Source organism: Rathayibacter rubneri (assembly GCF_023743255.1).
In the GTDB taxonomy this organism is placed as follows: Bacteria; Actinomycetota; Actinomycetes; order Actinomycetales; family Microbacteriaceae; genus Rathayibacter; species Rathayibacter rubneri.
In genome coordinates, this window is sequence record NZ_JAMRYM010000020.1 from 1 (window position 1) to 24068 (window position 24068).

Sequence of the window (24068 nt, forward strand, 5' to 3'; positions counted from 1 at the left end):
GGCCGACCCCGTCGACACCGAGACGCCGGCCATGTCGAGCAGCAGCAGGAGGGAGTCGCCCTGCGCGACCGCCTCGTCGCCGGTGTGCTCGCAGCGGTGCCGGGTGCGACCCTCACCGGCCCCGCCGTCGACTCCGGGCGTCGTGCGGCGAACAACGCGCACTTCGCGTTCCCGGGCGCCCAGGGCGACTCCCTCCTGCTGCTGCTCGACATGGCCGGCGTCTCGGTGTCGACGGGGTCGGCCTGCACCGCCGGGATCCCCGAGCCCTCCCACGTCGTCATGGCCCTCGGCCGGAGCGAGGACGAGGCCAGGGGCGTCCTGCGCCTGACCCTCGGCCGCACCACGACCGACGCCGACATCGACGCGGTGCTCGCGGCTCTGCCCGCGGCCTACACCCGGGCGGCCCGCGCCGGTCTGTCGAACCGGGCGGTCCTGCCCGCGACCTGAGCCCGGACTGCGCGCGCCGCCCGCCCGCTCGTAGACTCGGACGGTGAAGGTTCTCGCGGCGATGAGTGGTGGAGTGGACTCGGCGGTGGCCGCGGCCCGGGCAGTGGAGGCGGGGCACGACGTGGTCGGCGTCCATCTCGCGCTCAGCCGCATGCCGGGCACGCTCCGGACGGGCAGCCGCGGCTGCTGCACGATCGAGGACTCGATGGACGCGCAGCGCGCCGCGAACGTCCTCGGCATCCCGTACTACGTCTGGGACTTCTCGGAGCGCTTCAAACTCGACGTCGTGGACGACTTCGTGGCCGAGTACTCCGCGGGCCGCACGCCCAACCCGTGCATGCGCTGCAACGAGCGGATCAAGTTCGCCGCCCTGCTCGAGAAGGCGCTCGACCTCGGCTTCGACGCCGTGTGCACCGGCCACTACGCCTCCCTCGTCACCCTGCCCGATGGCGGGCGCGAGCTGCACCGTGCCAGCGACGAGGCGAAGGACCAGTCCTACGTGCTGGGCGTGCTGACCGCCGAGCAGCTCGCCCACTCGATGTTCCCGCTGGGGACGACGCCGTCGAAGGCGGTCGTCCGCGCCGAGGCCGCCGCTCGGGGTCTGAGCGTCGCGAACAAGCCCGACAGCTACGACATCTGCTTCATCCCCGACGGCGACACCCGCGGCTGGCTCTCCGAGCGCGTCGCTCCGGAGTCGGGCGCGATCGTCGACCGCGACGGAGCGGTCGTCGGCGCGCACGAGGGTGCGCACGGGTACACGGTGGGCCAGCGGCGGGGCCTCCACCTCGGAGTGCCGGCCGCCGACGGACGTCCCCGCTTCGTGCTCGAGGTGCGGCCGAAGACCAACGAGGTGGTCGTGGGTCCGCGGGAGGCGCTGCGCATCGGACGGATCGCGGGATCCCGGTTCACCTGGGCCGGCGCCGCGCCCGAGGACGCCGCGACTCCCTTCCGCTGCGACGTCCAGATCCGCGCGCACGCCGACCCGGTGCCGGCCACCGCGGTGGTGTCGGAGGTCGATGGCAGTGTCGAGCTCGTGATCACCCCCGACTCCCCTCTCGACGGCGTCGCTCCTGGGCAGACCGCCGTCGTCTACCTCGGCACGCGAGTCCTCGGCCAGTGCACGATCGACCGCACCGTCGCCGCCGACCTCGTGGGCGCGCTCTGATGGCCGCCGACGTCCCCGTCGGTCCGCGGGTCGACGAGCTGCGCGAGCGGATCCGAACCGCGAGCGAGAACTACTACGCGGCCGACGCCTCGGTCCTCTCCGACGCCGAGTACGACGCCCTGGTCCGCGAGCTGGCCGCACTCGAGGCCGAGCACCCCGAGCTCGCCACCGAGGACTCGCCGACCGTGATCGTCGGCGGGATCGTGGCCGCGGGCCTCGCTCCGATCGACCACGCCGAGCGGATGCTGTCGCTCGACAACGTGTTCTCGGCCGACGAGCTGCGCGAGTGGTGCGAGAAGACGGTCGCGTCCTCGGGTCGCGCGATCTCGTGGCTCACCGAGCTGAAGATCGACGGTCTCGCCATCTCGCTCCGCTACGAGCACGGGCGCCTCGTCACCGCCGCCACCCGCGGCGACGGCCGCACCGGCGAGGACGTCACCGTGAACGCGGTCCGGCTGGCCGGCATCCCGGAGCAGCTCTCGGGGGAGGGCCACCCGACCCTCGTCGAGGTGCGCGGCGAGGTCTTCATCCCGGTGAAGGCCTTCGCCGAGCTCAACGCCCTGCAGGAGCGGCTGCGCGAGGAGGCCGTCGAGGAGTCGCGCGCCCGCTGGGCGGCGCGCCCGGAGGCGACCCGCAAGCCGTTCGAGGAGGAGGGGGCCCGCGACAGCGCACTGCGCCGCTTCCCGACCTTCGCCAACCCGCGCAACGCGGCGAGCGGCGGCCTGCGCCAGCAGCTCGACAAGAAGTCGGGGCTCGACCTGCGGGCCGGCGAGGCGCGGGTGCAGTCCCTCGCGCTCTACGTGCACGGCCTCGGCGCCTGGCCCGATCCGCCGGTCGCGGCGCAGTCCGAGGTGTACGGCCTCCTCGCCTCGTGGGGCCTCCCGGTCAGTGCGCACAACCGCGTCTCCGAGTCGGTCGACGACGTCCTCGCCTTCGTCGAGAAGTACGGTCGCGAGCGGCACTCGGTCGAGCACGAGATCGACGGAGTGGTCGTCAAGGTCGACGAGCTCGCCCTGCACGACGAGCTCGGCGCCACGAGTCGTGCCCCTCGCTGGGCCATCGCCTACAAGTACCCGCCCGAGGAGGTGCACACCAAGCTGCTCGACATCGTGGTGAGCGTCGGCCGCACGGGTCGCGCCACTCCCTTCGCGGTCATGCAGAAGGTCAAGGTGGCGGGATCCGAGGTGCGCCAGGCCACGCTGCACAACGCCGATGTCGTGAAGGTCAAGGGCGTGCTGATCGGCGACACCGTGGTGCTGCGCAAGGCCGGTGACGTGATCCCCGAGGTGCTCGGGCCCGTCGTCGAGCTGCGCGACGGCTCCGAGCGCGAGTTCGTGATGCCGACGGCCTGTCCCGAGTGCGGCACGACCCTCGCCCCCTCCAAGGAGGGCGACGTCGATCTGCGCTGCCCGAACGCCGAGTCCTGCCCCGCCCAGGTGCGCGGGCGCGTCGAGCACATCGGCGGTCGCGGGGCCCTCGACATCGAGGCGCTCGGCGAGGTCAGCGCCGCCGCGCTGACGCAGCCGCTCGTCCCGGCGGAGCCTCCGCTGCGCACCGAGGCGGGCCTGTTCGAGCTCACCCTCGCCGACCTCTTCCCGATCGAGGTCGTCGTCCGCGACTCCGAGACGGGTCTCGAGAAGCTCGACGCCGCCGGGCGGCCCAAGGTCGTCCGGCCCTTCCAGCGCAAGCGCCAGGTCGCGAAGGACGGTCCGTTCGATCCCGGCGCGTCCGTCTTCGCCGGAGACGAGGCCGCAGTCCCGTCCACGAACGCGACGCGCCTGATCGAGAACATCGACAGGGCGAAGACGAAGGAGTTGTGGCGCCTGCTCGTCTCGCTGAGCATCCGGCACGTCGGCCCCGTGGCCGCTCGGGCGCTCGCGGGCTACTTCGGCTCGCTCGACGCGATCCGCGCGGCCGGCCGCGAGGAGCTCGCCGCCGTCGACGGAGTGGGCGGGATCATCGCCGACGCCCTCCTCGACTGGTTCGACGTCGACTGGCACCGCGAGATCGTCGACCGCTGGGCGGCCGCGGGAGTGCGCTTCTCCACGCCGGGCCACCCCGGTCCCGGAGCTGCGGAGGCGGCGGGCGGCGTCCTCGCCGGGCTCACCGTCGTCGCGACCGGGTCTCTCGAGGGCTACTCGCGCGAGGGCGCTCTCGAGGCGATCATGCAGGCGGGCGGCAAGGCCGGCTCGAGCGTGTCCAAGAAGACCGACTACGTCGCGGCCGGCCCGGGAGCCGGGAGCAAGCTCGGCAAGGCGGAGCAGCTCGGCGTGCGGATCATCGACGCGGCGCAGTTCCACCTGCTCGTGACCGAGGGGCCCGCCGCGATCGCCCTCCCCGAGGCGGAGGAGCCCGAGGCGGAGGAGCCCAAGGCGGAAAAGCCCGAGGCGTCGGTTGCCGAGGCGGCGGCCGCCGAGGACCCCGCCGCTCGGGAGCCCGTCGCCGGAGGGTCGGAGCCCGCCGCAGAGGAGCCCCCCGCCGAGAACACCTGAGCACCGGGCGGACGGCCCGCTCGCTGCTGCGGCCGCGTGGTCGTGGCCGTGCGCCCTGGCCGGGCGGCGCGGAGCCGCTCGGTAGACTGGTCGCCGCATCCTCACGAACCACCGATGGAGACGTATGTCCGAGATCACGGCCGAGACGGTCGCCCATCTGGCCCAGCTGGCCAGGATCGACCTCACACCCGAGGAGATCCAGAACATGACGCGGGAGCTCGGCCAGATCGTCGACTCCGTGGCCGCGGTCCAGGCCGTCGCCACCCCCGACGTGCCGGCGACCAGCCACCCGATCCCGCTCGAGAACGTCTTCCGCCCCGACGTGGTCGGCGAGACGCTCACCCGTGAGCAGGCCCTCTCGGGCGCCCCCGAGCACGACGGCAGCCGCTTCCAGGTGTCCGCGATCCTGGGGGAGGAGCAGTGAGCGCGCACGGCGAGGAGATCATCCGCCTGAGCGCCTCCGCGCTCTCCGAGAGGCTCGTCGACGGGTCGATCTCGTCCACGGAGGCCACCCGCGCGCACCTCGACCGGATCGCGTCGGTCGACTCCGCGGTGCACGCGTTCCTGCACGTGGCCGAGGAGGCAGCGGTCGGCACCGCCGCCGACATCGACCGCCGCCGCGCGGCGGGGGAGTCCCTCCATCCGCTCGCCGGGATCCCGCTGGCCGTCAAGGACGTCATCGTCACGAACGACATGCCGACCACCAGCGGCTCGCGGATCCTCGAGGGCTGGCGCCCCCCGTACGACGCGACGGTCATGACGAAGGTCCGCGCCGCCGGGCTCGTGCCGATCGGCAAGACCAACATGGACGAGTTCGCGATGGGCTCGACCACCGAGCGCTCCGCGTACGGACCCACCCACAACCCGTGGGATCTCGACCGCATCCCCGGCGGCTCCGGCGGAGGCTCGGCGGCGGCCGTCGCGAGCTACGAGGCGCCGCTGGCCCTCGGCTCCGACACCGGCGGCTCGATCCGCCAGCCCGCTCACGTCACCGGCACCGTCGGCGTCAAGCCGACCTACGGCGGCGTCTCGCGCTACGGAGCGATCGCCCTCGCCTCCAGCCTCGACCAGATCGGCCCCGTCTCGCGGACCGTCCTCGACTCCGCCCTGCTGCACGACGTGATCGCCGGGCACGACCCGCGGGACTCCACGTCCCTCCGCGACACCTGGCCCTCCTTCGCCGACGCCGTCCGCCGCGCCGACGTGACGGGGATGCGCATCGGAGTCCTCAAGGAGCTCGACGGCGGCGAGGGCTTCCAGCCCGGCGTCCTCGCGCGCTTCCACGAGGCCCTCGCGGTGCTCGAGAAGGCCGGAGCCGAGATCGTCGAGGTGAGCGCCCCGAGCATCGAGCACGCGGTCGCCGCCTACTACCTGATCCTGCCTGCGGAGGCCTCCAGCAACCTCGCGAAGTTCGACTCCGTCCGCTTCGGTCTGCGGGTCACGCCCCAGGGCGGCGGCACGGTCGAGCAGGTCATGGCGGCCACCCGTGAGCAGGGCTTCGGGCCCGAGGTCAAGCGCCGCATCATCCTGGGCACCTACGCGCTCTCGGCCGGCTACTACGACGCCTACTACGGCAGCGCGCAGAAGGTGCGCACGCTCGTCCAGCGCGACTTCGACGCGGCGTTCGCCTCCGTCGACGTCATCGCGTCGCCGACCGCGCCGACCACCGCCTACCGCCTCGGCGAGAAGCTCGACGATCCGCTGGCGATGTACCGCGGCGACATCGCGACCATCCCCGCCAACCTCGCCGGCATCCCCGGCATCTCCGTCCCCGCGGGGCTCGCCGACGAGGACGGACTGCCGGTCGGCATCCAGTTCCTCGCCCCCGCCCGCGAGGACGTGCGTCTCTACACCGTCGGCGGAGCGCTCGAGGCCCTGCTCGAGGAGCACTGGGGTCACCCGCTCCTCGCGAAGGCCCCCGATCTCGCTCCTGCCGAGCAGTTCGCCTCCGAGGAAGGTGCCGTCTGATGGCCTCCGCGCACACGTCCGTCCCCGAGCTCATGGACTACGACGAGGTCTTCGAGCGCTTCGAGCCGGTCCTCGGCTTCGAGGTGCACATCGAGCTCAACACGAAGACCAAGATGTTCTCGGACGCGCCGAACGAGTTCGGCTCCGAGCCCAACACGAACGTCACCCCGGTCGACCTCGGACTCCCGGGCTCGCTCCCGGTCGTCAACGAGCAGGCCGTCCGGTACTCGATCAGCCTGGGGCTGGCCCTCGGCTGCTCGATCGCCCCGTCGAGCCGCTTCGCCCGGAAGAACTACTTCTACCCGGACCTCGCGAAGAACTACCAGATCTCGCAGTTCGACGAGCCGATCGCGTTCGAGGGCTCGGTCGAGGTCGAGCTGGCCGACGGCACGCTCGTCGACATCCCGATCGAGCGCGCCCACATGGAGGAGGACGCCGGCAAGCTCACGCACGTCGGCGGGTCCACCGGCCGCATCCAGGGTGCCGAGTACTCGCTCGTCGACTACAACCGCGCGGGCGTGCCCCTCGTCGAGATCGTCACCAAGCCGATCTTCGGCGCCGGGAAGAACGCACCGGAGTTCGCCAAGGCCTACGTGGCGACCATCCGGGACATCGTCCTCGCCCTCGGGATCTCCGACGCGAAGATGGAGCGCGGCAACCTTCGCTGCGACGCCAACGTCTCGCTCCGCCCCTGGGGCCAGGAGAAGCTCGGCACCCGCACCGAGACGAAGAACGTCAACTCGCTCCGCTCCGTCGAGCGCGCAGTCCGCTACGAGATCCAGCGGCAGGCCGCGATCCTCGCCGCCGGCGGCACGATCACGCAGGAGACGCGCCACTGGCACGAGGACACCGGCCGCACCTCCGCCGGTCGCCCCAAGAGCGACGCCGACGACTACCGCTACTTCCCCGAGCCCGACCTGCTGCCGGTCGTGCCCTCGCCCGAGCTGATCGAGGAGCTGCGCGCCGCCCTCCCCGAGAAGCCGGCCGCCCGCCGTCGCCGTCTGAAGGCCGACTGGGGCTTCACCGACCTCGAGTTCCAGGACGTCGCGAACAGCGGTCTGCTGGTCGAGATCACCGAGACGGTCACGGCCGGATCGACTCCGCAGGCCGCCCGCAAGTGGTGGACCGGTGAGATCGCACGGCTCGCCAACGCGGCGGGCCAGGACCCTTCCGCGCTCGTCACGCCGACGCAGGTGGCCGAGCTGGCCGGACTCGTCGAGAGCGGCACGCTCACCGACCGCCTCGCCCGCGAGGTGCTGCAGGGCGTCGTCGCCGGCGAGGGCACGCCCCAGGAGGTCGTCGACGCCCGTGGGCTCGCCGTCGTCTCGGACGACGGAGCGCTCATCGCGGCGATCGACACGGCTCTGGCCTCGCAGCCCGACGTGCTCGCCAAGATCCGCGACGGCAAGGTGCAGGCCGCCGGTGCGGTGATCGGCGCCGTGATGAAGGCCATGAAGGGCCAGGCCGACGCCGCTCGCGTGCGCGAGCTGGTACTGGAGCGCGCCGCCGGCTGAGCCGGTGCGCGGGGAGCGGAGGAGACGATGAGCGACGAGCCCGAGGTCTCCTCCGTTCCCGCGCGACTCGATCTGCCGAGCGGCGGGTTCCTGCGTCCGCTCGTGTCCAGCGATGCCGAGCTGCTCCGCGGAGTGATCGGGGAGCGTCGGGCCTGGCTCGCGGCGCTCCTCCCCGAGGGCGCCGAGGCCGCCGAGCCCGAGGACGACGTGCGTGCGCTCCGCGCTCTCGAATCCGCCGCCCGGGACGGACGCGTGCACGCCTTCCTCCTGGTGGATGAGACCTGGAGCACCGCGATCGGCGCTCTGAGCATCGTCCCCGGGCAGGGGCGGACCGCCTCGACCTCGTGGTGGGTCGTGCCCGAGCTGCGCGGCTCCCGGATCGAGGAGGAGCTCGACGCCTTCACGCGGCGCTGGCTCCTCACCCGCTGGCCGTTCGACGAGGTCGAGACGCCCGACAACCATCCGGAGGATCCGGCCGCGCTGGCCGGCGCCAACCTCCTCGCCGTCCTGCCGGACGAGCCCGAGCGCACACCGCTGCCCGAGCCCGATCTCGAGGCGGCCCGGCGACTGTGGGCCGAGTACCCCGGCTCCGGACCCTCGCCGCTGCCACCTGTCGAGTCGTTCGGCGACTCCGTCGAGCTCGCGGACGAACTGCTCGAGCTCGTTCGGCGCGGGGTCAAGACGGCGACCGCGTCGCTGGTCGGCGACGAGCCGGTTCCCGCGGCGGGCGACCACTGGATCGTCTGCGACGGCGCGGGCGTCCCTCGTCTCGTACTGCGCACCGACGAGGTGCGGATCGCTCCGCTCGACTCGGTCGACGACGCGTTCGCCTGGGCCGAGGGGGAGGGCGACCGCTCGCGGGAGTCCTGGCTGCGCGGGCACCGCCGGTACTTCACCCGCGAGGACCCGGAGTCGCCGCTCGATCGCGTCGTCTTCGAGCGCTTCCGCGTGGTCTGGCCCCGGGGCGAGGCGGACCGTGCCGCCGCCTTCCTCCGCAGCCCGGCAGCGACCCCGCCCCACTGACGCCCGCCGCGCTGATCTCGGGGTGGCGCACCCGTCTCTCGGGGGTTCCCCGGATGCCGCTCCCAGCGGCACTGCGCCAGAGTGGAGTCATGTCCACTCTCGTTCGCCCTCGTCAGGGAAAGATCATCGCCGGCGTCTGCGTCGGACTCGCGAACCGCTTCGGCTGGAGCCCGTTCCTCGTCCGGCTCCTCTTCGTGCTCTCGTGCCTGCTCCCCGGCCCGCAGATCATCGCGTACCTCATCATGTGGGTCGTCATCCCCAAGAAGTGACGGACGGCGGCCCCGCGTGGAGCGCGCACTGAGCGGATCCTCAGGACACGTGGGAGCGCGGGGCCTACCGTGGCGGTGAGCGACCGCCTCCCGGCGGCGCCGAGGAGGAGATCATGGGATTCCTGGACCGACTGCTGGGGCGCGAGGAGCGCCCCGAGGACGCGCGACGCGACTCCGGCCACGGCGCGGCGGCGAACGGGCGGCAGCCCGCGTACGGCACCCCGCCCGGCCGTCCAGCCCGCAGCGAGGACGACATCGCGATCGAGCGCTACCGCTACCTGCTCCGCACCGCCCCGCCCGAAGCGCTCGAGCAGGTGCACCGCGAGGCCTTCGAGCAGCTGACCCCCGAGCAGCGCAAGCAGGTCTTCCGCGAGCTGAGCGAGGGCGCTCCGGTCGGCGACGCGCCGCGCAGCGACGACCCCCAGGCCCTCGCCCAGTCGGCCACCCGGAGCGAGCTGCGCCAGCCCGGCTTCATGGAGCGCCGCTTCGCCGGCGGCCAGGGCGGCGCGATGGGTGCCGGAGGCATGGGCTTCGGCGGAGTCCTCGCCTCGTCGATGCTCGGCACCATCGCGGGCTTCGCGATCGGATCCGCGATCGCCGGCGCATTCCTCCCGGACGCCGGCGGCGACTACGCGGACGGTGAAGGAGGCGACGGCGGTGAGGGCGGCGACGCCGGAGCCGACGGCGGAGACACTGGAGCGGGAGCCGACGGCGGTGGCGACTACGGCGGAGACTTCGGTGGAGGCGGCGACTTCGGTGGAGGCGGCGACTTCGGTGGAGGCGGCGACTTCGGCGGCTTCGACATCTGACCCGGCGGCGCCCCGGGGCGCACGACGAGGCCCCCGGCCCGCGCGAGCGGAACCGGGGGCCTCGTGCCGTCCGGGGGCTTCAGCTCTCGTCGACGAGGCGGGCCTTCACCTCGCGGCGCAGCACCTTGCCGATCATGTTCGTCGGCAGTTCGTCGATCACGACGATCCGCTTCGGCACCTTGTAGGGGGTCAGAGCCTCCCGGACCACGGCCCGGGCGTGCGCCTCGTCGAAGTCCGCGCCCGGCTCGAGGACGACGGCCGCCGCGACGATCTCGCCGCTGCGCGCATCGGGCAGTCCCACGACGGCCGCGTCTCGCACGGCCGGGAGGCGGCGCAGCACCTCCTCCACCTCGGACGGCGAGACGTTGAAGCCGCCGGTGATGATCAGCTCCTTGATGCGGTCGACGAGGCTGACGAAGCCGTCCTCGTCGATCGTCGCGATGTCGCCGGTGCGGAACCAGCCTTCGCTCGTGAACGCATCGGCGGTCTCCTCGGGCTTGCGGTGGTAGCCGCGGAACACCTGAGGGCCGCGCACGATCAGCTCGCCCTGCTCTCCGGGGGCGACGTCGACCGTCGGGTCCTCGGGGTCGACGATGCGGACGTCCGTCCCGGGCAGCGGGAGACCCACGGTGCCTGCGCGGCGCGCGGTGCTGACGGGATTGGCCATGAGCACCGGAGAGGTCTCCGACAGTCCGTAGCCCTCGACGAGCGTGCCGCCGGTCTGCTCCTCGAAGCGGGCGACCAGCGACGGATCGAGCGGCATCGCGCCCGAGATCGCGATCTCGATGCCCTGCAGCGAGACGCCCTTCTCGCGGGCCCGTGCGGCGAGGCGCTCGGCGATCGGGGGGACGGCGGGGAGGAACGTCGCCGGGTGCTTCCGCACGACCTTCAGCACGAGGTCCGGGTCGAACTTCGGGAACAGCACGAGGCGCGCCCCCATGCTCATCGCGAAGGTGAGGCAGAGGGTGAGCCCGTACGCGTGGAACATGGGCAGGACCGCGTAGACGACGCAGTCGCCCCGCCGCACCTGCGGCACCCATGCGCGCGACTGCGCGGCATTGGCGGTCAGGTTGCGGTGGGTGAGCTCGGCGCCCTTCGGTGTTCCGGTGGTGCCGCTCGTGTACTGGATCACCGCGAGGTCGTCGGCCGTCGGCCGGGGGTGGGCGGGATCGATCCTGCGGCGGAGCAGGGAGTACCACTCCACCGCGCCGCGCACGCGCCCGGTCAGAGCGGCCCGCGACTCCCGCGCCTTGCGGATCGGCAGGCGGAGGGCCGCGCGCATCGGAGCAGGCATGGCGCGCGTGAGGTCCACGGCGACCACGGTCTCGACCCCGAGGTCGGCGGGTAGCTCCTGCACCAGGGGCGCCACGCGGTCCCAGGCGATGGCGACACGGGCGCCGTGGTCCTCGAACTGGTGGCGCAGCTCCCGCGGCGTGTAGAGCGGGTTGTGCTCCACGACGACGGCGCCCAGCCGGAGGACCGCGTAGAAGGCGATCACGTGCTGGGGGCAGTTCGGGAGGATGAGCGCGACCGGGTCGCCCTCGCGCACGCCCAGCCGGCGCAGACCCTCCGCGACGCGCTCCACGTCGTCCGCCAGCTGCGCGTAGCTCGTGGACCGGCCGAAGAACTCGAGCGCCACCTTCTCGGGATAGCGCTCGGCCGACTCCGTGACGATGTCGAGGAGCGAGCCCTCGGGGGGCTCCAGCTCGGTCGGCACGCCGGGTGCGTAGCTCCGGATCCAGGGACGGGGCGCGTGGCTGCTCACCCGCACCACTCTAGGTGCACGGGCCGACGCCGCCCCGAGGCGGACGCCGGCCCGGAAGGGTCACGCGGTCTGCGCGACGGCGTCCTCGATGGGCACGTCGCCCGAGACCAGCTCCCAGGTCCGCCCGATCGAGGACGGCTGCTCGAGAACGGCGACCACGACGGCGGCGACGTCCTCGCGGGGGATGCTGCCGCGCTCGACCGTCTCGCCGAGCGCGATGCGGCCCGTGCCCTCGTCGGTCGTGAGTCCGCCGGGCCGGAGGATCGTCCAGTCGAGGTCGGTGGCCTTCAGCGCCATGTCGGCGTCGCGCTTGGCCTCGACGTAGGCGCGCCAGACCTCCTCGGTGTCGTCCGCGAGCGGCTCGTCGACGCCGATGGCGCTGATCTGCACGAAACGGCGGATCCCGGCGGAGGCGGCGGCCTCCTGGCTGAGGACCGAGGCGCCGAAGTCGACGGTGCGCTTTCGCTCGATGCCCGAGTCCGGGCCGGCGCCGGCCGAGAAGACGAGGGCGTCGACGCCCTCGAGCAGTGCGGCGAACTCCTCGGCCGTCGAGCCCTCGAGGTCGTGCACGAGCGGCTCGCCGCCCAGGCGCACGATGTCCTCGGCGTGCTCGGGATTGCGGATCACTCCGACGGACTCGTGCCCGGCGTCGTACAGCAGGTGCAGGATCTGCTGCCCGACCTTGCCGTGGGCTCCGATGACGGCGACGCGTGTCATGGTCGTTCCTCTCCTCGTCGGGGCGCTGGGCCCCTCTCGTCCGCGTGAGCGGTGGTCCCCTCATCCTGCCCGCGGCGGATGGGAGCGGCGTTCAGGCTGCGAGGCGGTCGTCGCGCCCGGTGATCGCGAGGAGGCGGCGCTGCAGCGGCGCGTCCTCGCCGACGGGAACGGGTGCGGCGAACAGCCCACTGGCCCGCAGGGTGTCCTCCTGCGGGGCGAAGAGCTCCCAGACGGCCGCGACGAGCTCCTCGTCGAGCGTCTCGTCGGCCCCGGTCGCGCGCGCCAGGTCCCAGGTGTGGATCGTGACGTCCGAGACCTGCTCGCGGACCAGCTCGAGCGCCGTGACCGAGTCGCGTCCGAGGCGCAGGACCGCGTCGGGGTGCGCGGACGCGGCGGAGGCGCGCGCGTCGGCGGTGACGCGGGTCCACTCGCTGCGGAGGTCGCTGGCGACGGGCTCGAGGCGGATGGGCGACTCGTCGCCGCCGGACAGGAGGGTGTGCGCCCGCTGCTGCTCGCGCACCACGTGCAGCACCAGTGCGCGGGTGTCCCACTCGGTGTCGGGAGTCGGAGCGGACCAGTCCTCGACCGCGGCCAGGCGGCTCTCGAAGGCGGCGTGGGCGCGCTGCTGGAGGTCGAGCCAGCGGCTCATCTCGGTGGCGGTGGGGGAGGCGGGCTCGTGCGTCATGTCTTCTCCGGAGCGTCGTCGTCGGTGCTCGGGACAACCGGCGGAAGCCCCGCGCCATTCCCGGGGAGCGGTCGCCGACTGCCCGGGTCGGCGATGTCGGAGGTGCGTGCGAGCATGGCGGGAGGGAACGGCGCAGCGGGCAGGACGGTACGTGAGCAAGCAGGACGGCAGCGGGCGGCAGGTGACGGTCGAGCCCGTCGACGATTTGCGCGCCAGCATCATGCACATCGACATGGACGCGTTCTTCGCCTCGGTCGAGCTCCTCGAGCGTCCCGATCTGCGGGGCCGCCCGGTGATCGTCGGGCACATCGGCTCGCGGTCGGTCGTGACCGCCGCCACCTACGAGGCGCGGCGGTTCGGGGTCAACTCCGCCATGCCGATGGCCGTCGCCCTCCGCAAGTGCCCCCATGCCGTGGTCCTCGAACCGCACATGAACCGCTACCGCGAGGCGTCGCGGCGCGTGATGGCGATCTTCGACTCCTTCACCCCGCTGGTCGAGCGCCTGAGCATCGACGAGGCGTTCCTCGACGTGGCCGGTGCGCGCCGGATCTCCGGCTCGCCCTTCGCGATCGGCACCGCGATCCGCGAGCGGGTGCAGTCCGAGCTCGGGCTCACCTGCTCCGTCGGCATCGCGAGCACCAAGTTCGTCGCCAAGCTCGCCTCCGGCCGCTCCAAGCCCGACGGCCTCCTGGTCGTCCCGTCCGACGGCGTGCGCGAGTTCCTCGATCCGCTGCCCGTGAGCGCGCTCTGGGGCGTCGGAGCGAGCACCGAGGAGGCGCTGCTCAAGCGCGGACTGCGGACGGTCGCCGACGTCGCCTCGACCCCGCTGCCCGTGCTCATCGGCTCCCTCGGCGACGCGACCGGGCGTCGGCTGCACGCCCTCTCGAACGGAGTCGACCCCCGGCCGGTCGACACCCGCCAGGTCGAGAAGAGCGCGGGTCACGAGATCACCTTCGCCGACGACGTCGCCGATCCGGAACTGGTGCGGAGGGAGCTGCTGCGGCTGTGCGACAAGGTGGCGGTGCGCCTGCGCCGCTCGGGCGTGCGGTGCCGCACCGTCGCCGTCAAGGTCCGCTTCGGCGACTTCAGCACGCTCACCCGCTCTCGCACCCTGCCCGAGGCCACCGACGTGGCGCGAGTGCTCTACGAGGCCTCGTCCGCACTGCTCGAGGCCGCGAATCCCCTGCGCCGACCGGTCCGTCTGATCGGCGTGCGCGGCGAGCAGCTCGTCGACGGCGACGAGGTCGCCTTCTCGCTCTGGAGCGACTCCGACGACTGGCGCGACGCCGAGCTCGCGGTCGACGGCGTCGCGGCGAGGTTCGGGTCGGGGGCCGTGCGTCCGGCGTCGCTGCTGTCGCGCTCGGCGCCGGAATCGGCGAAGGGGATCGATCTCAGCGACACCCTCGCTACGCGGAGCCGATCGTCAGACTGACGGGCCGGTGGTCCGACCCGTTCGGCGGCAGCACCTGCACGGTCGAGGCGGGGACGCCGTCGGCGAGGGCGTGATCGAGGCTCACGAGCGGGAGCAGCGAGGGCCACGTGGCGGGGAAGCCGATCCGCGAGGTCCGCACGAGTGCCGCCTGCTCGAGGACCGGGGCGAGCAGGTGGTCGTCGGGAGCGGTGTTGAAGTCGCCGATCACCAGGGTGCGCTCCGACTCGTCCTGAGCGAGGACGTCCGCGAGTCGGCCGAGCATCACGTCCCGCTCCTCGTGATCGCCGAGGCGGAACGAGGCGAGGTGGACGACGAAGAGCCGGGTCGCACCGACCGTCGTCCCGATGTCGACGGCGAGGGCGCGGTTCCAGCCCAGCCCGAGGTCGAGCGGTTCCGCGTTCGACAGCTCCTCCCGGCTCCACACCCCGACGGTGCCGACGACGAAGGAGTACGGGTAGGTCTCGGACAGCTCCGCGTCCACCGCGTCGCGCGCCTCGCCGTCGAGCTCCTGGAGGGCGATCACGTCGGGCTCCCGCGACGCGAGCTCGAGGGCGAGAGCGCCCGCGTCCTCGCTGGCGGCGATGTTCTGGCTGACGACGGTGAAGGAGCCCGACCGCACGGCCGGGCCGGGCACGGCCACCGGCAGCACGAGCACGCCGTAGACGGTGGCGAGCACGGTGACCGCGGCCCCGGCGGCGCGTGAGCGCAGGCCGACGGCCGCGGTGATCAGCAGGAGGACGAGGAGGCCGGCCCACGGGATCGCGGTCTCGAGCACGGAGAGCCACCCCGCCGCCTCCGGCAGCATCCGATGCACCGCGAGGAACGCCGCGAGCACGGCGCTCGCGCCCACGACGACGGCCGCCCGGAGGGGGTGGCGTCGGCGGGGGCGCTGCGGCATCCGTCGAGTATGACCGCTGCCCCGGTGACCGGGGTGGGGGAGTCCTGTGCGAGCCCGCGCGGCGGTTGTCCCCCTGCCGAGCCCGGGAGTAGCGTTCGGGGATGCCCAACATCGCCGTGTCCCTGGCCGACAAAGTCACCTCCGCGGGAACCGCGACGATCTACGGGGAGCCCGTGGACGTCGACGGCGCCACGATGGTCCCCGTGGCACTCCGCTGGTTCGGCTTCGGCGGCGGCAGCGGCTCCGAGGAGGGCCAGGAGGGCGGCGGAGGCGGTGGCGGTGGAGCCGTCGTCCCGATCGGGGCCTACATCAAGGACGACCTCGGACTGCGCTTCCAGCCGAACATCGTGTCGGTCCTGGCCGTGGGCATCCCCTTCGTCTGGGTGACCGGCAAGGCTCTCGCCCGTCTCATCCGCGCCCTCAAGAAGTAGGCTCCGCCGCCGTCCTCAGCCCAGGCGCTGATCTGCGTCGTGGAACTCAGCCCAGGCGCTGAGGGCGTGCGGTGAACCACTTCTTCTGCGTGCGGCCGAATCCGACGATCAGTCGCTCGGCGTCGGCCGGTCGTCGCGGATCGTAGACGACGGCGACCGGCTCACCGGCCATCCAGGCGTCGCCCCGACGCTGCGGGACCTTTAGAGCGCGTCGCTCCTCGCCGTTCTCGAGGCGGTACGCGACGAGCAGCCGACCGGCCTGCTCGTCTCGCGTGCCCGGGACCGATGCGTCGTTCGGCAGCACCCGTCCCTGCACGCGCGTCCCGAAGGCCAGCAGCTCCCTCCGGATGCGCCGACGCCGCTGCCACAGCAGCGCCTGGAGCAGGACCAGCAGCACGGCGGCGACAACGACGACCACCGACCACGACATGCTGTCTATGATTGCTGACGAACACGGGAGTCCGGTGCACCGGACTGAGAGGAAGGCACGCAGCCTTCGACCGTCGAACCTGATCTGGGTCATGCCAGCGAAGGAACGTTTCGATCTCCTCTTCCTACCCGTGCCCTCCATTCGCTTCCACGAAAGGGCACGTCAGTGCAGAACTCCACCCTTCCCACCACCCCGCGCCGCGATCTCCGCTGGCGCGTCGTCGACATCGTCGTGGCCAGCGTCGTCGCGGTCGCGAGCGGCATCGTCTTCTGGGCCTGGGGCCTCGCGACCAACGTCCTCGGCCTCGCCTTCGAGTTCCTCCCCGGACTCGGCGGGATCCTCGGCGGCGGCTGGCTCTTCGCCGGCGTCCTGGGCGGCCTGATCATCCGCAAGCCCGGAGCGGCGCTCTACACCGAGCTGGTCGCCGCGGTCGTCTCCGCGCTGATCGGCACCCAGTGGGGCTATCTCGTCCTGCTGTCCGGACTGGTCCAGGGCCTGGGCGCCGAGCTGATCTTCGCCCTCTTCCTGTACCGCAGCGGCCGGCCGATCGTGGCGCTGCTCGCCGGCGCCGGTGCGGGTCTCGCCCTCGCGATCAACGACCTGATCGTCTGGTACGCGGGCGTGGACGGCCTCTTCGCCAGCGTGTACATCGTCTCCTCGATCGTGTCCGGCATCGTCCTCGCGGGACTCCTGCCCTGGCTCGCCGTCCGCGGACTGGCCGCCTCCGGAGCCCTCGACCGCTTCGCCTCGGGGCGCGAGGGCAGGGTGATCGACACCGCCGGCGCGGGCGCTCGATGAGCGGTGCCGCCGTCTCGGCCCGCGGCTGGAGCTGGCGGCACGCCGGGCGCTCCCGGTCGGCCGTGTCCGGGCTCGACCTCGGGATCGGGCCGGGGGAGCGCGTGCTCCTCCTCGGCCCCTCCGGCGCAGGCAAGAGCACTCTGCTGCACGCTCTCGCCGGAGTCCTCGGCGGTGAGGAGGACGGCGCGTCGACCGGTGAGCTGACCGTCGACGGCGAGTCGCCCCTGCGGCGCCGCGGGGTGGCGGGTCTCGTGCTGCAGGATCCGGACACCCAGGCCGTGCTGGCGCGGGTGGGCGACGACGTCGGCTTCGCGTGCGAGAACCTCGGCGTCCCCGCGGCCGAGATCCCGGGGCGGGTGCGGCAGGCCCTCGAGGACGTCGGGCTCGAGGTGCCGCTCGACCGGTCGACGTCGGCCCTGTCGGGCGGGCAGAAGCAGCGGCTCGCCCTCGCGGGCGTCCTGGCCATGCGGCCGAGGCTCCTCCTGCTGGACGAGCCGACGGCCAATCTCGATCCGGGCGGCGTCCGCGAGGTGCGCGACGCCGTCGAGCGGACCACGGCGCGCTCGGGAGCGACCCTCGTGATCGTCGAGCACCGCGTCGACGTCTGGATCGACCTCGTCGACCGGGTCGTCGTGCTGGGTGCGGACGGAGCCGTGATCGCCGACGGCGCCCCCGCGACCGTTCTCGTCGACGCGCGGGAGGTCCTCGCCTCGGCGGGGGTCTGGCTGCCGGGGGACGTCCCGGCGCGCCGGACCGGCCCGGAAGGATCCGCACCCGCCGCGCTGCGCACCTCGGCCCTCGCGTTGGCGCGTCCGGTCTTCGGCGTCCGCCGTCCGCCCCTGATCGCCTCCGGACTCGATCTCGAGATCGCCGAGGGGCGGGTCACCGCCGTCCTCGGCCCCAACGGAGCGGGGAAGTCGACGCTCGCGCTCACGCTGGCCGGGCTCCTGCCGCCCGCCGACGGGGAGGTCGTCGCCTCGGACGCGGTCCGGGCCGGAGCCTCACCGCATCCGCACCGCTGGCGCTCGGCCGAGCTCGCCGACCGGGTCGCGATGGTCTTCCAGGAACCCGAGCACCAGTTCCTGACGGCGCGGGTGCGGCAGGAGCTGCATCTGGGTACCCGGAACGGATCGGAGCGCGCGCGGGCCGACGCGATGCTCGACCGGCTCGGACTGTCGGCCCTGGCCGACGCCAACCCCTTCACCCTCTCCGGAGGTGAGAAGCGCCGGCTCGCCGTCGCCTCCGCCCTCGTTCGTCGCCCCGCCGTCGTCGTCCTCGACGAGCCGACCTTCGGCCAGGACCGCCGCACCTGGGACGTGGTGATCGACCTGCTGGCCGAGCTCCGCGCCGAGGGCCGCGCGATCCTCGCGGTCACCCACGACGAGCACCTCGTGGGCGCCCTCGCGGACGCCGTCGTGCCGCTCGGTGCACAGGAAGGAGTCCCGCGATGACGCTCCTCACGGCGCTCCCCGCGCGGGGGCGGATCGCCCGGGCGAATCCCGTCGCGAAGCTGCTCGCGAGCCTCGTGATCGCGGTCGTCCTCGTCCTCACCCTCGACTCGGTGTCGGCGGCGACCGCCCTGGCGCTCGAGCTGCTGGTCCTGCCCTTCGCGGGGCTGCGCCTCGGTGATCTCCTCCGCCGCACCGCGCCGGTGCTGATCGCCGCGCCCCTCGCGGGCATGACCACCGTCCTCTACGGTCGCGACAGCGGAGGCGTCCTCGCCGAGTTCCTGTTCGTGAGCGTCACCGAGGGGTCGCTGGCGCTCGGAGGAGCCATCACCCTCCGCGTGCTCGCGATCGGTCTGCCCAGCGTGGTGCTGATCGCGACCACCGACCCGACCGACCTCGCGGACGGTCTCGCGCAGATCCTCCGCCTCCCGTCGCGCTTCGTGCTCGGGGGTCTGGCGGGCATGCGACTGGTCGGCCTGCTCGTCGAGGACTGGAGGACGCTGTCGATGGCGCGTCGCGCCCGCGGAGTGGCCGACGGACGCGGACCGGTCCACGCCCTGCGCAGCCTCGCCGGCCGCACGTTCTCGCTGCTGGTGCTCGCCATCCGGCGGGGGAGCAGGCTGGCGACGGCCATGGAGGCGAAGGGCTTCGGAGCGCAGACGCCTCGGACCTGGGCCCGGGTGTCCCGCTTCGGCGGTGGCGACGTGCTGCTGGTCCTGGGCGGAGCGGCGATCGCGGGCCTCGCCGTGACCGCGGCGCTGGTCGCCGGCACCTGGAGCTTCGTGATCCGTGGCTGAGCCCCTGACGACGAGGACCGCGCGCGCACTCGCGCGGTCTCTCGTGGACCGGCGCGCTCGGACCGTCCTCGTCGACGGCCCGAGCGGCTCGGGCAAGTCGACCTTCGCCGAGAGCCTGCTCGGTCAGCTGCGAGCGGTGCCGGGAGCCCCCGACGCCGTGCTCGTGCGGATGGACGATCTCTACCCGGGATGGTCGGGGCTGGAGCGCGCCGTCGGCGACGTCTCCCGCCGGCTCGTCCGCCCGCACGCGCTCCACCGAGGAGGGCGGTGGCGGCCCTGGAACTGGGCGAGCGGGACGTCGGGCGGTCCGGTGCGGGTGCGCGAGCGGCTCCTCCTCGTGGAGGGCTGCGGCGCCGCGTGCACGGCGAGCAGGGCCGTCTCCGACCTCACCCTCTGGATCGAGACGGACGACGTCGAGCGGCGACGCCGCGCCCTCCGCCGCGACGGTGCGCTCTTCGAGGCGCACTGGGACGAGTGGGACGAGCAGTTCCGGCGCTACCGCGAGCGCGAGCGGCCGCGTGAGGGTGCCGACCTGATCCTGGACAGCAGCGGCTGATCCCGGTCGGTCAGGCCCAGCCGAGCTCGTGCAGCCGGTCGTCGTCGATGCCGTAGAAGTGCGCAATCTCGTGGACGAGCGTCACGTGGATCTCGTCGCGCAGCTCGTCCAGCGTCTCGCACGCCGCGAGGTGCGGCTCGCGGAACAGCACGATGCGGTCCGGCATCTCGCCGAAGCCGTAGCGCTCGCGCTCGGTGAGAGCGACTCCGTCGTAGACGCCGAGGAGATCGAGGGACCCGTCCTCGGGGCGGTCCTCCACCACGAACACCACGTTCTCGAGGCCGTCGACCATGTCGTCCGGCAGGGCGTCGAGCTCGGCGACCACGAGGCTCTCGAACGCGTCCTCGTCCAGATCGAGCATCGGCGCCTCCTGCTGAAGAAGAAAGGGCCCGGAGTCGATGACTCCGGGCCCTCCTGGGGTGAGTAACGGGGCTCGAACCCGCGACCTCCTAGACCACAACCAGGCGCTCTGCCAACTGAGCTATACCCACCAGGACGGTGTTCCGAGAGGGTGTCCCTCTCGAAGCAACTGTACGAGACTACTACATCCGAGAGGCGAACTCGTCCACCACGGCGGCCGAGACGGCCTGGACGTCGGCGGTGGTCGGGCCGGGCTCAGCCACGAAGGCCGCCTTGCGGTAGTAGCGCAGCTCCCTGATGCTCTCGAGGATGTCGGCGAGCGCGCGGTGGCCGCCGTGCTTCTTCGGCGCGTTGAAGTAGATCCGCGGGTACCAGCGGCGGGCGAGCTCCTTGATCGTCGACACGTCGACGTTGCGGTAGTGCAGGTGCCCGTCGAGCCGCGGCATGAACTTGGCGAGGAACGCGCGGTCGGTGCCGATGGTGTTGCCGGCGAGCGGGGCGTGCTGCTCGCTCGGCACGTGCTTGAGGACGTACTCGAGCACCTGGTACTCGGCTTCGGCCACGCTCACCCCGGAAGGGATCTCCTCGAGCAGGCCCGAGGTCTCGTGCATGGTGCGGACGAAGTCGCCCATGCTCGCCAACGTGGAGGCGTCGGGCTTGATCACGATCGAGAGGCCCTCGTCGAGGGGCTCGAGGTCGAAGTCGGTGACGACGACGGCGATCTCGACGAGCTCGTCGACCGACAGGTCGAGTCCCGTCATCTCGCAGTCGATCCACACAAGACGGTCGGGGGCGCTACTCATGCGGGGAAGTCTATCCGCGGGCGCCGACGCGGCGGCCCTGAGCGCCTCGTAGGATCGACTCCCGTGATGACGCTCGTCTGCTGGATCCTGATCGCCAACGCCGTGTGGAACGCGGTGGTCTGGCCGCCGTTCCTCCGTCGAGTCCGGAAGGACCCGCGGGCGCGGGACGCCGCCGGGCGCGCGACGACGTTCCTCCGCGTCCACACGGTCCTCATCGGCGTCTCGCTGCTGCTCGCCGCGGTCTCGCTGGTGGTCGGCGTCGTCGGACTCGTCCAGGGCTGAGCGGGTCCGCGTCGCTCGCGGTCCTCGCGGGCGACCCCGGGTACTCTGGACGACGGACGCCCCCGTAGCTCAGCGGATAGAGCAGGAGCCTTCTAATCTCTTGGCCGCAGGTTCGATTCCTGCCGGGGGCACGACATCCGGGTGCGAGGACCGTCGAGCGGCGATCGCCGGAGTGGTCCGCGCCGCCGCGTCGTCCTTGCGACGGCCGGATACCGGTCCTTCCGCTGTCCAGCGTCCCGTGCTCCCGTCGACGGCCGCTCCTGCCCCCTGAAGGGTGGCGTGGAGTCCGCTTCGCGCCCTAACACACTGCCATTTCCTGGGCAACATCGGCGTGTTTTCGAGGTTTGACCGTTCTGCTTGCCTGGGGACACCTAGTCTGGGGGTGTCCGGAATTACAACGACGTAACGAACGGAGGTACGACCATGCTGCTCCTCGCCATTCTCGCTGGAATCGCGGTTGCGTGGACGATCATCGCGGCGCCCCTCGCCGTACTGGTCGGCCGGGTTGCGCGTGCACGTGACGCGCACAGCTGAAGACGTATGACCCGCACCAAGGAAAGGGCCCCGACCGCATCAGCGGTCGGGGCCCTTTCTGCAGGACGGGCGGTCAGTCGGCCGGACGCGCGGCGGCGGCGTTGCGGGCCTCGTCCGGGCGGTCGTCGTCGGCAGGGACCGCGGCGGCCGGCGCGGTGGACTCCGGCTCGCGCTCGACCGGCGGGAGCTCCTCGACGGGGCGCTCGCGGGACGGGACGTCGAGGCGGTCGACATCGGCCAGAAGTCGGCGCGTTTCGTCGTTCGCGGCGTTCTCGGACGCGGGCGGAAGCACGATCGTGGGCGGCGTGACCGGACGCTGGTAGTCGGTGGAGCCCTCCGTGGATCCGACGACCACCGGAGTGGAAGGAGCGGTCCGCTCGGGCTCCGGCGCCGCGGTGCGGGTCGTCGAAGTCGCGCCCGCGGCCCCGCCCTTGGTCGTCTCGCCCTTCGAGGTCTCTCCCTTCGGGGTCTCGCCCTTCGAGGTCTCGGAGAAGCGCCAGCGCTCGAGGTCGGCGAGGAACGCCTTCCGCGCCCGCCCGGGCTTGTCGCGCCAGAGCACGAGGCGATCGCGGAACTCGCCCACGCTCGCCTGGGTCTGGTACCCGCCCGTCGCCGAGGAGTGCTTGAGGTCGGCGAGCTCGTGCGCCGCCCAGTTGGCCGCGACTCCGGAGCCCTTGATCGGGAGCAGGCGCAGGTGCGTCTCGGCCTGGGCCGACGCGCGGTCGCTCAGGATGCGCTCCGACTGGCTGAGCACGTTCCAGGCGGAGGCGTCCACGGCGGCGTCGATGAGGGTCGCGATGACGGCGTTCTTGCGCTCGTGCTCCTGCTGCCGGATCAGCCTGGCGATGGACGCCCGGAAGACGGCCGCCGTGATGACCGTTCCGATCACCACCGCGAGCAGGATGATCGCGGCGAGGAACACCGACCGGTGCCCGTCCGTCGTCTGGATCCAGTTCACGAATTCGTTCCACCACTGCATGTGCCGAACGTTAGCCCGACCCCGCATCGGCGGGCCATCGCCGCGCCGACCGCCCGCCGATCGGCCGGATCACGCGACCCGGAAGACCTCGATCGCGTCGTCGACGCTCCAGAAGTCGCCCAGCTGGGGGCCGGCGGGCATCCCCGCTCGCAGCAGTCGCGCCCGGTACTTCTCGCCCTGCGGATCGTCGACCAGCTCGATGTGGCCGACGATCGCGCCGGAGGTGGTGCTCACGCGCCAGAGCCGCCCGTTCACGCGGGTCAGCGTCGGGGGAGTGCGGGTCGCGTGCAGAGTGGACAGGGACATCGGTTCCTCCTGCTCGGATCGGGGAGCACCAGCCGGCCCAGGTGCTCTCGCAGACTACGAGCGACCCCCGACATCACCGCCGGTCCCCGAGGCTCAGCGCAGAGCGGTCCCGTGCACGGCGAACTCCTCGATCGCAGCGGTCTCGGCGTCGGTCAGCGGTCCGGCCGCCAGGGCGGCGACGTTCTGCTCGAGCTGCGCGACGCTCGAGGCGCCGATCACCGCGCTCGTCACCGTCGGCACCCGCAGGACCCAGCTCAGCGCGAGCTGGGCCAGGGTCTGGCCGCGGCCCTTCGCGATCGCGTCCAGGCCCCGTGCGCGGGAGAGGTAGTCCTCGTCGATCCGGTCGGACGAGAGGAAGCGCGAGGTGGCGGCGCGCGATCCCTCGGGCACCGTGCCGTCGAGGTAGCGGTCCGTCAGGAGGCCCTGCGCCAGCGGCGAGAACACGATGCACCCGGTGCCGAGCTCGTCGAGGACGGGGAAGAGCCCGTCCTCGATGTGCCGGTCGAACATGGAGTAGCGGGGCTGGTGGATCAGCAGCGGCACCCCGCTGGACGCGAGGGCGGCCTCGGCGGCGCGGGTCTGCTCCGGGTCGTAGTTCGAGACGCCGACGTACAGGGCCTTGCCCTGCTGGACGGCGGAGACGAGTGCGCCCATGGTCTCCTCGATGGGCGTCTCGGGATCCGGGCGGTGCGAGTAGAAGACGTCGACGTAGTCCACTCCGAGGCGCTCGAGGCTCTGGTCGAGAGAGGAGAGGAGGTACTTGCGCGAGCCCCCGTCGCCGTACGGGCCGGGCCACATGTCGTAGCCGGCCTTGGAGGAGATGACGATCTCGTCGCGGTAGGGGCGCAGGTCCTCGGCGAAGATCCGACCGAAAGCGGTCTCGGCGGCGCCGTAGGGCGGGCCGTAGTTGTTGGCCAGATCGAAGTGGGTGATGCCCAGATCGAAGGCTCGGCGCAGGATCGCGCGCTGGGTGTCGAGGGGGCGGTCGGATCCGAAGTTGTGCCAGAGGCCGAGGGAGAGGGCGGGCAGCTTGAGCCCGCTCCGTCCCACGCGTCGGTAGTCCATGGCGTCGTAGCGGTCGGGGGCGGCGTCGTAGCTCACTCCTGGACTCTATGCCAGCCGCCCCCGGCCGCGGAATGCCGCGACGCGGCAGGGTGTTG

The 24068-nt window shown here is 72.6% G+C and carries 26 protein-coding genes, 2 tRNA genes and 1 riboswitch; of the genes, 17 read left to right on the forward strand and 11 right to left on the reverse strand.

What is annotated here, in order from left to right:
* The 9 genes from NB037_RS07005 to NB037_RS07045 all read left to right on the forward strand — a co-directional run.
* Positions 1 to 447, forward strand: a 447-nt coding sequence (locus NB037_RS07005; protein ID WP_251944580.1) for an aminotransferase class V-fold PLP-dependent enzyme, incomplete at its 5' end; no start/stop codon positions are given.
* A gap of 43 nt (positions 448 to 490) precedes the next feature.
* Positions 491 to 1612, forward strand: a complete 1122-nt coding sequence (mnmA, locus tag NB037_RS07010) for a tRNA 2-thiouridine(34) synthase MnmA (RefSeq protein WP_308202060.1) — start codon at positions 491 to 493, stop codon at positions 1610 to 1612.
* Complete coding sequence (gene ligA / locus NB037_RS07015) at positions 1612 to 4104, forward strand: NAD-dependent DNA ligase LigA (RefSeq protein WP_251944582.1); 2493 nt, start codon at positions 1612 to 1614, stop codon at positions 4102 to 4104. Before mnmA ends, ligA begins: the two co-directional genes overlap by 1 nt.
* A 124-nt stretch (positions 4105 to 4228) precedes the next feature.
* The gene (gene gatC, locus NB037_RS07020) at positions 4229 to 4528 is read left to right on the forward strand and encodes an Asp-tRNA(Asn)/Glu-tRNA(Gln) amidotransferase subunit GatC (RefSeq protein WP_173892315.1); all 300 of its coding nucleotides are present in this window, start codon (positions 4229 to 4231) and stop codon (positions 4526 to 4528) included.
* Complete coding sequence (gene gatA, locus NB037_RS07025; RefSeq protein WP_251944584.1) at positions 4525 to 6072, forward strand: Asp-tRNA(Asn)/Glu-tRNA(Gln) amidotransferase subunit GatA; 1548 nt, start codon at positions 4525 to 4527, stop codon at positions 6070 to 6072. The genes gatC and gatA overlap by 4 nt, the downstream gene beginning before the upstream one ends.
* Entirely contained in the window at positions 6072 to 7586 is a 1515-nt protein-coding gene (gene gatB, locus NB037_RS07030; RefSeq protein WP_251944586.1) for an Asp-tRNA(Asn)/Glu-tRNA(Gln) amidotransferase subunit GatB, read from the forward strand. Before gatA ends, gatB begins: the two co-directional genes overlap by 1 nt.
* A gap of 27 nt (positions 7587 to 7613) precedes the next feature.
* On the forward strand, positions 7614 to 8609 hold the full coding sequence (locus NB037_RS07035) for an ASCH domain-containing protein (RefSeq protein ID WP_251944588.1): 996 nt from the start codon (positions 7614 to 7616) through the stop codon (positions 8607 to 8609).
* A gap of 89 nt (positions 8610 to 8698) precedes the next feature.
* Positions 8699 to 8878 (forward strand): PspC domain-containing protein, encoded by a 180-nt coding sequence (locus NB037_RS07040; RefSeq protein WP_251944590.1) that lies wholly within the window; start codon positions 8699 to 8701, stop codon positions 8876 to 8878.
* 113 nt (positions 8879 to 8991) lie between these two features.
* The gene (locus NB037_RS07045; RefSeq protein ID WP_251944592.1) at positions 8992 to 9687 is read left to right on the forward strand and encodes a hypothetical protein; all 696 of its coding nucleotides are present in this window, start codon (positions 8992 to 8994) and stop codon (positions 9685 to 9687) included.
* A gap of 79 nt (positions 9688 to 9766) precedes the next feature.
* Here NB037_RS07045 and NB037_RS07050 read toward each other — a convergent pair whose 3' ends face one another.
* From NB037_RS07050 to NB037_RS07060, 3 genes are all read right to left on the reverse strand, one after another.
* The gene (locus NB037_RS07050; RefSeq protein WP_251944594.1) at positions 9767 to 11452 is read right to left on the reverse strand and encodes a long-chain-fatty-acid--CoA ligase; all 1686 of its coding nucleotides are present in this window, start codon (positions 11450 to 11452) and stop codon (positions 9767 to 9769) included.
* A gap of 60 nt (positions 11453 to 11512) precedes the next feature.
* Positions 11513 to 12169, reverse strand: coding sequence for an SDR family oxidoreductase (locus NB037_RS07055; protein ID WP_251944596.1), 657 nt, complete (start codon positions 12167 to 12169; stop codon positions 11513 to 11515).
* Between the two features lie 91 nt (positions 12170 to 12260).
* A complete protein-coding gene (locus NB037_RS07060) occupies positions 12261 to 12854 on the reverse strand; it encodes a TIGR03086 family metal-binding protein (protein ID WP_207405556.1) in 594 nt (197 codons plus the stop codon).
* A gap of 151 nt (positions 12855 to 13005) precedes the next feature.
* Here NB037_RS07060 and dinB point away from each other — a divergent pair, with 151 nt between their 5' ends.
* Complete coding sequence (gene dinB / locus NB037_RS07065; RefSeq protein ID WP_251944598.1) at positions 13006 to 14286, forward strand: DNA polymerase IV; 1281 nt, start codon at positions 13006 to 13008, stop codon at positions 14284 to 14286.
* Here dinB and NB037_RS07070 read toward each other — a convergent pair.
* On the reverse strand, positions 14261 to 15184 hold the full coding sequence (locus NB037_RS07070) for an endonuclease/exonuclease/phosphatase family protein (RefSeq protein ID WP_251944600.1): 924 nt from the start codon (positions 15182 to 15184) through the stop codon (positions 14261 to 14263). The genes dinB and NB037_RS07070 overlap by 26 nt on opposite strands.
* 101 nt (positions 15185 to 15285) lie before the next feature.
* Here NB037_RS07070 and NB037_RS07075 point away from each other — a divergent pair, with 101 nt between their 5' ends.
* On the forward strand, positions 15286 to 15615 hold the full coding sequence (locus tag NB037_RS07075; protein ID WP_251944601.1) for a hypothetical protein: 330 nt from the start codon (positions 15286 to 15288) through the stop codon (positions 15613 to 15615).
* Between the two features lie 46 nt (positions 15616 to 15661).
* Here NB037_RS07075 and NB037_RS07080 read toward each other — a convergent pair whose 3' ends face one another.
* Positions 15662 to 16045 (reverse strand): DUF3592 domain-containing protein, encoded by a 384-nt coding sequence (locus tag NB037_RS07080; protein WP_251944602.1) that lies wholly within the window; start codon positions 16043 to 16045, stop codon positions 15662 to 15664.
* A 14-nt stretch (positions 16046 to 16059) separates the two neighbouring features.
* Positions 16060 to 16168, forward strand: a riboswitch (TPP riboswitch).
* A gap of 42 nt (positions 16169 to 16210) precedes the next feature.
* Between NB037_RS07080 and NB037_RS07085 the strand changes: the two genes are divergently transcribed.
* Genes NB037_RS07085 through NB037_RS07100 form a run of 4 tightly spaced genes read left to right on the forward strand, consistent with a single transcriptional unit; the run spans position 16211 to position 19644 of the window.
* Positions 16211 to 16843 carry an ECF transporter S component gene (locus NB037_RS07085; protein ID WP_251944603.1) on the forward strand — a complete coding sequence of 211 codons (633 nt, stop codon included), beginning with the start codon at positions 16211 to 16213 and terminating at the stop codon, positions 16841 to 16843.
* Positions 16840 to 18294, forward strand: a complete 1455-nt coding sequence (locus NB037_RS07090; RefSeq protein ID WP_251944604.1) for an ABC transporter ATP-binding protein — start codon at positions 16840 to 16842, stop codon at positions 18292 to 18294. Before NB037_RS07085 ends, NB037_RS07090 begins: the two co-directional genes overlap by 4 nt.
* Positions 18291 to 19088: an energy-coupling factor transporter transmembrane component T family protein gene (locus tag NB037_RS07095; protein WP_251944605.1), complete on the forward strand. Its 798-nt coding sequence runs from the start codon at positions 18291 to 18293 to the stop codon at positions 19086 to 19088. Before NB037_RS07090 ends, NB037_RS07095 begins: the two co-directional genes overlap by 4 nt.
* Entirely contained in the window at positions 19081 to 19644 is a 564-nt protein-coding gene (locus NB037_RS07100) for a nucleoside/nucleotide kinase family protein (RefSeq protein ID WP_251944606.1), read from the forward strand. Before NB037_RS07095 ends, NB037_RS07100 begins: the two co-directional genes overlap by 8 nt.
* A 10-nt stretch (positions 19645 to 19654) precedes the next feature.
* On the opposite strand, the gene NB037_RS07105 is transcribed toward NB037_RS07100, so the two are convergent.
* The 3 genes from NB037_RS07105 to orn form a co-directional block, all read right to left on the reverse strand.
* Positions 19655 to 20005, reverse strand: coding sequence for a metallopeptidase family protein (locus NB037_RS07105; protein WP_251944607.1), 351 nt, complete (start codon positions 20003 to 20005; stop codon positions 19655 to 19657).
* A gap of 54 nt (positions 20006 to 20059) precedes the next feature.
* Positions 20060 to 20135, reverse strand: a tRNA-His gene (locus tag NB037_RS07110).
* A 51-nt stretch (positions 20136 to 20186) separates the two neighbouring features.
* A complete protein-coding gene (gene orn, locus NB037_RS07115) occupies positions 20187 to 20807 on the reverse strand; it encodes an oligoribonuclease (RefSeq protein ID WP_251944608.1) in 621 nt (206 codons plus the stop codon).
* A 66-nt stretch (positions 20808 to 20873) separates the two neighbouring features.
* On the opposite strand from orn, the gene NB037_RS07120 reads away from it, so the two are divergent.
* Both NB037_RS07120 and NB037_RS07125 read left to right on the forward strand, forming a co-directional pair.
* Positions 20874 to 21089 carry an SCO4848 family membrane protein gene (locus NB037_RS07120; RefSeq protein ID WP_372490714.1) on the forward strand — a complete coding sequence of 72 codons (216 nt, stop codon included), beginning with the start codon at positions 20874 to 20876 and terminating at the stop codon, positions 21087 to 21089.
* A gap of 58 nt (positions 21090 to 21147) precedes the next feature.
* A tRNA-Arg gene (locus tag NB037_RS07125) sits at positions 21148 to 21220 on the forward strand.
* A gap of 476 nt (positions 21221 to 21696) precedes the next feature.
* On the opposite strand, the gene NB037_RS07130 is transcribed toward NB037_RS07125, so the two are convergent.
* The 3 genes from NB037_RS07130 to NB037_RS07140 all read right to left on the reverse strand — a co-directional run bounded on the left by NB037_RS07130 (position 21697) and on the right by NB037_RS07140 (position 24009).
* Positions 21697 to 22602: a hypothetical protein gene (locus NB037_RS07130; RefSeq protein ID WP_251944612.1), complete on the reverse strand. Its 906-nt coding sequence runs from the start codon at positions 22600 to 22602 to the stop codon at positions 21697 to 21699.
* 69 nt (positions 22603 to 22671) lie between these two features.
* On the reverse strand, positions 22672 to 22908 hold the full coding sequence (locus tag NB037_RS07135) for a hypothetical protein (protein ID WP_251944615.1): 237 nt from the start codon (positions 22906 to 22908) through the stop codon (positions 22672 to 22674).
* A 93-nt stretch (positions 22909 to 23001) separates the two neighbouring features.
* Positions 23002 to 24009 carry an aldo/keto reductase gene (locus NB037_RS07140; protein WP_251944616.1) on the reverse strand — a complete coding sequence of 336 codons (1008 nt, stop codon included), beginning with the start codon at positions 24007 to 24009 and terminating at the stop codon, positions 23002 to 23004.
* Positions 24010 to 24068: the final 59 nt, after the last annotated feature.

Coding starts and splice junctions, on each gene's coding strand:
- NB037_RS07080 (WP_251944602.1), bottom strand. CDS start 16,045: ATGTCGTGGTCGGTGGTCGTCGTTGTCGCCGCCGTGCTGCTGGTCCTG.
- NB037_RS07070 (WP_251944600.1), bottom strand. CDS start 15,184: ATGCCGCAGCGCCCCCGCCGACGCCACCCCCTCCGGGCGGCCGTCGTC.
- NB037_RS07095 (WP_251944605.1), top strand. CDS start 18,291: ATGACGCTCCTCACGGCGCTCCCCGCGCGGGGGCGGATCGCCCGGGCG.
- gatC (WP_173892315.1), top strand. CDS start 4,229: ATGTCCGAGATCACGGCCGAGACGGTCGCCCATCTGGCCCAGCTGGCC.
- orn (WP_251944608.1), bottom strand. CDS start 20,807: ATGAGTAGCGCCCCCGACCGTCTTGTGTGGATCGACTGCGAGATGACG.
- NB037_RS07045 (WP_251944592.1), top strand. CDS start 8,992: ATGGGATTCCTGGACCGACTGCTGGGGCGCGAGGAGCGCCCCGAGGAC.
- ligA (WP_251944582.1), top strand. CDS start 1,612: ATGGCCGCCGACGTCCCCGTCGGTCCGCGGGTCGACGAGCTGCGCGAG.
- NB037_RS07105 (WP_251944607.1), bottom strand. CDS start 20,005: ATGCTCGATCTGGACGAGGACGCGTTCGAGAGCCTCGTGGTCGCCGAG.
- NB037_RS07135 (WP_251944615.1), bottom strand. CDS start 22,908: ATGTCCCTGTCCACTCTGCACGCGACCCGCACTCCCCCGACGCTGACC.
- NB037_RS07090 (WP_251944604.1), top strand. CDS start 16,840: ATGAGCGGTGCCGCCGTCTCGGCCCGCGGCTGGAGCTGGCGGCACGCC.
- NB037_RS07060 (WP_207405556.1), bottom strand. CDS start 12,854: ATGACGCACGAGCCCGCCTCCCCCACCGCCACCGAGATGAGCCGCTGG.
- gatB (WP_251944586.1), top strand. CDS start 6,072: ATGGCCTCCGCGCACACGTCCGTCCCCGAGCTCATGGACTACGACGAG.
- NB037_RS07040 (WP_251944590.1), top strand. CDS start 8,699: ATGTCCACTCTCGTTCGCCCTCGTCAGGGAAAGATCATCGCCGGCGTC.
- NB037_RS07120 (WP_372490714.1), top strand. CDS start 20,874: ATGACGCTCGTCTGCTGGATCCTGATCGCCAACGCCGTGTGGAACGCG.
- NB037_RS07035 (WP_251944588.1), top strand. CDS start 7,614: ATGAGCGACGAGCCCGAGGTCTCCTCCGTTCCCGCGCGACTCGATCTG.
- NB037_RS07055 (WP_251944596.1), bottom strand. CDS start 12,169: ATGACACGCGTCGCCGTCATCGGAGCCCACGGCAAGGTCGGGCAGCAG.
- NB037_RS07130 (WP_251944612.1), bottom strand. CDS start 22,602: ATGCAGTGGTGGAACGAATTCGTGAACTGGATCCAGACGACGGACGGG.
- NB037_RS07075 (WP_251944601.1), top strand. CDS start 15,286: ATGCCCAACATCGCCGTGTCCCTGGCCGACAAAGTCACCTCCGCGGGA.